This window comes from Streptomyces sp. NPDC058195 (genome assembly GCF_042883525.1).
Taxonomy (GTDB): Bacteria; Actinomycetota; Actinomycetes; order Streptomycetales; family Streptomycetaceae; genus Streptomyces.
Genome location: NZ_JBHVVM010000008.1, coordinates 1 through 5,826 on the forward strand (window position 1 = coordinate 1; position 5,826 = coordinate 5,826).

2 protein-coding genes, 1 tRNA gene and 2 rRNA genes are annotated in these 5,826 nt (G+C 68.8%); 4 read left to right on the plus strand and 1 reads right to left on the minus strand.

What is annotated here, in order from left to right; genetic code table 11:
- The 3 genes from ACFVWY_RS12370 to ACFVWY_RS12380 all read left to right on the plus strand — a co-directional run.
- Positions 1-73, plus strand: a 23S ribosomal RNA gene (locus ACFVWY_RS12370); the annotation flags it as partial.
- Positions 74-147: 74 nt separating this feature from the next.
- A 5S ribosomal RNA gene (rrf, locus tag ACFVWY_RS12375) occupies positions 148-264 on the plus strand.
- A gap of 232 nt (positions 265-496) precedes the next feature.
- Positions 497-569 (plus strand) — tRNA-Thr (locus ACFVWY_RS12380).
- Positions 570-634: 65 nt separating this feature from the next.
- Here ACFVWY_RS12380 and ACFVWY_RS12385 read toward each other — a convergent pair.
- On the minus strand, positions 635-3,268 hold the full coding sequence (locus tag ACFVWY_RS12385; RefSeq protein ID WP_389870386.1) for a SpoIIE family protein phosphatase: 2,634 nt from the start codon (positions 3,266-3,268) through the stop codon (positions 635-637).
- A 414-nt stretch (positions 3,269-3,682) separates the two neighbouring features.
- Between ACFVWY_RS12385 and ACFVWY_RS12390 the strand changes: the two genes are divergently transcribed.
- On the plus strand, positions 3,683-5,826 hold a 2,144-nt coding region (locus ACFVWY_RS12390), incomplete at its 3' end, for a HAMP domain-containing protein (RefSeq protein ID WP_389870388.1).

The following is a 5,826-nucleotide window of genomic DNA, read 5'->3' on the forward strand; positions in this document are numbered from 1 at the left end:
GTTGATAGGCCAGATGTGGAAGCCCGGTAACGGGTGGAGCTGACTGGTACTAATAGGCCGAGGGCTTGTCCTCAGTTGCTCGCGTCCACTGTGTTTGTTCTGAAATAACGAACGGCCTTGTTCTGGTTGTTGTTTGTTTCATAGTGTTTCGGTGGTCATTGCGTTAGGGAAACGCCCGGTTACATTCCGAACCCGGAAGCTAAGCCTTTCAGCGCCGATGGTACTGCAGGGGGGACCCTGTGGGAGAGTAGGACGCCGCCGAACTCCTTTTCGGGAAAGCCCCGTGTCCGTCAGGACACGGGGCTTTTTCGCGTTTTATGCCCTCATGTGCGATGTGTGGAGTTCCGTGCAGGAATGAGGGTCGCCGCGGCTGGTCAGCCAGGGGCCCGGGGGCACACTGGCCTCCGTGAGCGCTCGTCAGAGTCTGCTCCGGGCAGCGGTTTTGACCATCCCTGAGTTCAGGGTATGCTTTAGCTCGTTGCCGCAGGGCAGCAAGGCCCCAATAGCTCAGTCGGTAGAGCGTCTCCATGGTAAGGAGAAGGTCTGCGGTTCGATTCCGCATTGGGGCTCAGCAGAAAAAGGAAAGGCCCCCGCCATCTGGCGGGGGCCTTTCTCGTTGGCGCTGGACTTCGGACTACACGGTGGGCGGCTCGGGCACGCGCATGGCGAGGATGGCCATGTCGTCCGAGGCGGGCTCGGCGGCGAAGCGCTCCACCGCCCGCAGGATGCGCGCGGCCACCGCCCCTGCCGTGAGGCCGGTGCAGGTCGCCAGAACATCCGCGAGGCCGTCGTCGCCCAGCATGCGGGTGCCCTCACGCCGTTCCGTGACGCCGTCGGTGACACACAGGAGGACGTCGCCGGGGGCGAGGGTGACCGTCTGCTCGTACAGTTCGAGGTCCTCGATGACCCCGAGCAGGGGCTGCGGTTCGGCGGCGGCCTCGACCGAGCCGTCCTGGCGCAGGCGCAGCGGCAGCGGGTGTCCCGCGCAGACCACCTTCAGCAGGGCGCTGCCGTCCTCCTGCGGCCACAGCTCGCCGTACAGCAGGGTCAGGAAGCGGCTGCGGGAACCCTCGTCGAGGATGGCGGCGTTGAGGCGCTCCAGGACGGCGGGACCGCCGAAGCCCTCGCGGGCCAGCAGACGCAGCGCGTGCCGGGCCAGGCCGGTGACGGCCGCGGCCTGCGGGCCCGTACCGCAGACGTCGCCGATGGCGAAGCCGTACGCGCCGTCGCGGATGGGGAAGACGTCGTAGAAGTCGCCGCCGACCTCGTTGCCCTCGCCGGCCGCCCGGTAGATGACCTCGATCTCGACGTTGGGGATCTCGGGCAGGCCCGGCGGCAGCAGGCTGCGCTGAAGGGACTGGCTGATCGCCATGCGCTCCGAGTAGAGACGGGCGTTGTCGAGAGCGAGCGCGGCACGACGGGAGAGGTCCTCGGCCAGTTCCAGGATCTCCTGGCGGAAGTGGTCGTCGGAAGGCTTCCCGAGCGTCAGCATGCCGATGACGCGGTTGCGGGCCACCAGTGGCAGCACGACCGTCTCACCGCCCACGGCGGCCGCGGTGGCCAGCGTCGTACGCATGCCGGGGCCGAGCCTGCCCGGTTCGCCGAGCCGGCCGTTCTCGCCGAGGCCCAGGGTGCGCATCGAACTGCGCAGCGCCGCCTGGTGCGCGGCTTCGGACGGGGCGGTCCATACCCGGACGCCGGGTGTCGGGACGGGATCCGGCGGGGCGATCCGGGAAAGGAGGGCCTTGAGACCGTCGATGCGGTCCTCGTCCTCGTGCAGGACGTAGGAGAGGTACGGGTCGGAGGCCTGGTCGGCGATCGTGTAGACGGCGCACCAGGTGGCCAGGGTAGGGACCGTCATCTGGGCCATCAGCGCCAGTGTCTGGTCCCGGTCGAGGGTTCCGGCGAGCAGGTCGGAGGCCTCGACCAGGAAGGACAGCGAGCCGCGGCGGAGCCGCTCCAGCTCACCGAGGCGGGCCGATTCGACGGCCAGCGCGATCCGGTCGGCGGCGAACTGCAGGCGCAGGGCCTCCTCGTTCGTATAGCGGCCGGCCGCCTCCGCGGAGACCCCCAGCGAGCCCGTGAGCCGCCCCTCGACCTTCAGCGGGACGGTGACGACGGAACGCATGCCGGTTCCGGCGAGCAGCGGGACGGCGCCCGGGACGTTGTCCAGGTCCTCGTGGACGGCGGGCATCCGGGCGGAGCCGTACCGTCCGGTGCCAGCCTCCACCGGGACACGGGCGAACCGCTGACGGGCGGAGGGCAGGCCTGTGGTGGCCCGTACCTCCAGCTCCGTCTCGTCGTCCGTGGCGAGCAGCAGGAAAGCGGCGTCGGCGTCGAACATGTCGCGGGCCCGTTCGACCGTGCGCTGAAGCAGGCCGTCGAGGTCGTCGGGGGCGGGAGAGCCGATGAAGATCTCGAACGGGTCGGTCTTGCCGCTCTCGGCGGTCGTGTCGGACACCGGGGTGCGGGGCGGCGACTGGAGTACGGCGCGCTCGTAGTCGCGGACGAGCAGGCAGACCGTCGACGGCTCGCCCTGCGTGTCACGGACCCTGAGGTGCGAGGCGTAGACGGGGACGATCCGGCCGTCGATGTCGCGGATTCCGTAGCTGCCTTCCCAGCGCGAGAGCTGGAGGGCGTCGGCGATGCCCGTGTTGGTGCCGGGGGTCTGCGGCCAGGCGGTGAAGTCAGTGAACTGTTTTCCGTCGACCTGCTCCGCGGTATGGCCGAAAAGGAACCCGGCGTCCTCGTTCCAGGCCGCGATGGAGCCGGCGCTGTCGATCTGGACGACCGCCACCCGTACGCGCTCGTCGGCGACCGGCAGAAGCCCCACAGGGAGTTGTGGGCCCGCCGACCGGATGCCGACCGGGCGTTCCGGGAGATCTAGCTGGAACCAGACGTGCTTGCGGGTGGGTGAGTACTCGACGCCCCACCGAGCGGCGAGTGCCGCACAGAGCAGCAGCCCGCGGCCGTTCTCACGGTCCGGGCTGCCGAACTCCAGGCCGGAGCTCTGGAGCGGGATCTCACGCTCCGGATAGTGGTCGGAGACCTCGATGCGGACGCCGTCCTCGGTGCGTAGACACAGGACGTCGGCGGCGGTGCCCGCATGGATCACGGCGTTGGTCACCAGCTCGCTGGTGAGGACGACCGCGTCGTCGACGACATCGGTGTAGCCCCACCCCTGGAGGGTGTCACGCACGAAGGCGCGAGCGGTCGCTACGGAGCGGCCGACCGGGTCGAAGGTGGCGGCCGCACGCGCGGTGATCACAGCACTCCCCATATGGTGTCTCGTCGCTTCCCCGAGTCCTGTGCCCGTTTCTCGCCGCTTCGATACGCCTGCCAGGCTAGACGCTCGTTCTCCGTGCCGGATACACGAGGGGCGACTTCGGGCAGGAGCGAACAGGAACGGACCTGTGACCGGACAAGTGTGGGCTTCTCGGCGGGAGGACGCGGGGCAACCTCCTGGGGTCGCACCCCCGCCGAGTCGCGCCTGGTACGTTTCAACGATTTGACGTCCCCATGGTCACCCGTCAACGGTGGGCTGTGGCGGTGAGCCAAAGTAAGAACTGGGCAAGCTCCCAGATACGGCCCGAGCGATACGGTCAACCCCTGCGGGAGGGACACGGTGGAGTCTGGCGTGGCGGCGCGGGGCAAGAGCACGCGCACAAAAGGCGGACAGTCCGTGAGGAAACAGCGCAATGGAACCATCGATGTCGACGCGGCAGCGCTCAACAGACTGCTGGCCGGTCTGGTGGCGATGCGCGACGGGAATTTCCGCAGGCGTCTGACCGTCTCGGGCGACGGTGTGATGGCGGAGATCGCGGCGGTCTTCAACGAAGTCGCGGACCGCAACCTGCACCTGACCGGCGAGCTGGCCCGGGTGCGACGGGTGGTCGGACGCGAGGGGAAGCTCACCGAGCGGCTGGAGACGGGTGCCTGCGAGGGCTCCTGGGCCGCCGCGATCGACGCCTCCAACGAGCTGGTCGACGATCTGGCCCGCCCGGTCTCGGAGGTCGGCAGGGTGCTGTCGGCGGTGGCCGACGGCGATCTCGAACAGCGGATGGAGCTGCGGTCGCACGCCTCCGACGAAACGGTACGGCCGCTGCGCGGCGAGTTCCTGAAGGTCGCCCGTACGGTCAACAGCCTCGTCGACCAGCTGTCGGCGTTCACCGAGCAGGTGACCCGCGTCGCGGTCGAGGTGGGTACCGAGGGCAAGCTGGGCGGCCAGGCCCAGGTGCGCGGGATGTCCGGGTCCTGGAAGGACCTCACGGACTCCGTGAACACCATGGCCTACCGGCTGACCGCGCAGGTGCGGGACATCGCCCTGGTGACGACGGCGGTGGCCAAGGGCGATCTGTCGCGGAAGGTCACCGTCCATGTGGCCGGTGAGATGCTCCAGCTGAAGAACACCGTGAACACGATGGTCGACCAGCTGTCGTCGTTCTCCTCGGAGGTGACGCGGGTCGCCCGTGAGGTGGGCACGGAGGGCGAGCTCGGCGGGCAGGCCGAGGTGCCGGGCGTGGCCGGGGTGTGGAAGGACCTGACCGACTCCGTCAACACCATGGCGGGGAACCTCACCTCACAGGTGCGCGGGATCGCGGAGGTGACGACGGCGGTCGCCAACGGTGACCTGTCCCAGAAGGTGACCGTGAGCGCCCGCGGCGAGGTCGCGCAGCTGGCCGAGACCATCAACCAGATGACCGACACGCTGCGGCTCTTCGCCGACGAGGTGACCCGGGTGGCCAGCGAGGTCGGCGGCCAGGGCCGGCTGGGCGGTCAGGCGAAGGTGCCGGGGGCGGCGGGGACCTGGAAGGACCTGACCGACTCGGTGAACACGGTCTTCCGCAACCTGACGACGCAGGTGCGGGACATCGCGCAGGTGACCACGGCGGTGGCCAACGGTGATCTGTCGCAGAAGGTCACCGTGGATGTCGCGGGGGAGATGCTGGAGCTGAAGAACACCGTCAACACGATGGTGGCGCAGCTTCAGGCCTTTGGTTCGGAAGTGACCCGGGTGGCCCGGGAGGTCGGGGTCGAGGGCCGGCTGGGCGGTCAGGCCGAGGTGCCGGGGGCGGCGGGGACCTGGAAGGACCTGACCGACTCGGTGAACGCGGCGTTCCGCAACCTCACGGGGCAGGTGCGGGACATCGCGCAGGTGACGACCGCGGTGGCCAATGGTGATCTGTCGCAGAAGGTCACCGTGGATGTCGCGGGGGAGATGCTGGAGCTGAAGAACACCGTCAACACGATGGTGGCGCAGCTGTCGAGCTTCGCCGATCAGGTGACGCGGATGGCGCGTGACGTGGGTACGGAGGGCCAGCTCGGGGGCCAGGCGCGGGTGCCCGGAGTCTCGGGCACCTGGAAGGAGCTCACCGACTCCGTCAACTTCATGGCCGGGAACCTGACGTCCCAGGTCCGCCAGATCGCCCAGGTGACCACGGCGGTGGCGCAGGGCGACCTGTCGCAGAAGATCGACGTGGACGCGCGGGGCGAGATCCTGGAGCTGAAGAACACCATCAACACGATGGTCGACCAGCTCTCCGCCTTCGCCGAGCAGGTGACCAGGGTCGCTCGCGAGGTGGGCACCGACGGGCGGCTCGGCGGTCAGGCGCAGGTGCCCGGTGTTGCCGGGGTGTGGCGCGATCTGACCGATTCGGTGAACGGTATGGCGGGCAACCTGACCGCTCAGGTCCGTAACATCGCGCAGGTTGCCACGGCGGTGGCGCGCGGTGACCTGTCGCAGAAGATCGACGTGGACGCGCGGGGCGAGATCCTGGAGCTGAAGAACACCATCAACACGATGGTCGACCAGCTGTCGAACTTCGC